Source organism: Candidatus Symbiothrix dinenymphae, assembly GCF_001431085.1.
In genome coordinates, this window is sequence record NZ_BBRU01000082.1 from 1 (window position 1) to 719 (window position 719).

Genomic DNA, 719 nt, shown 5'->3' on the forward strand with positions numbered 1-719 from the left:
TTCTCAGATTGCTGTTGGTGAAGAAAACGCCATCGCTATCCGCATTTATGGCGAAAAAGGCGGTTTGGAATGGCACGAACAGGAACCGAATACCCTATTGGCTAAATGGCTCGACAGACCCACCGAATTGATTCGCGTAGGAACAGGTTATGTGAGCGATATTACCAAATACAATTCCCGCACACCGGGAGGACATCCCGAAGGTTATGTGGAAGCGTTTGCCAATATTTACCGAAATTTCTCCTACACGGTGAGAGCAAAAATCAACGGACAAGCACCCAAACCGGAATGGCTCGATTTCCCAACGGTTGATGACGGCGTTCGCGGCATGCAGTTCATCGAAACGGTAGTAACAGCAGGATACGACGATAGCAAGAAATGGGTAAAATGGATTCAATAATTAGAAAATAAATAATAACAATTTAAAACAATATTTATTATGGCACGTTTGGCAACATTATGTACGCTTCAATGGGGAGACCTCCCTCTTGAAACAGTTTGTGAAAAAGCAAAATCCTTCGGATACGATGGATTGGAGTTGGGTATTCCTGCTCATTTGGATGTTCGGAATACCGACCCTGCTTATTACCAGGGAATTAAAGATTTACTTAAAAAGTATGATTTGAGTTTGTACGCCATTTCTGTCCACTTGATAGGTCAGGCGGTTTGTGACAATATTGATGTTCGTCACAAAGAAATCTTACCGGATTATATCTGGG

The 719-nt window shown here is 42.7% G+C and carries 1 protein-coding gene and 1 pseudogene; both read left to right on the forward strand.

Going from position 1 to position 719, the window contains the following annotated elements:
- The coding region (locus ASC50_RS01345; protein WP_338140301.1) for a Gfo/Idh/MocA family oxidoreductase at positions 1-400 on the forward strand (400 nt) is incomplete at its 5' end.
- Positions 401-439: 39 nt separating this feature from the next.
- A pseudogene (locus ASC50_RS01350) lies at positions 440-719 on the forward strand (sugar phosphate isomerase/epimerase); the annotation flags it as partial.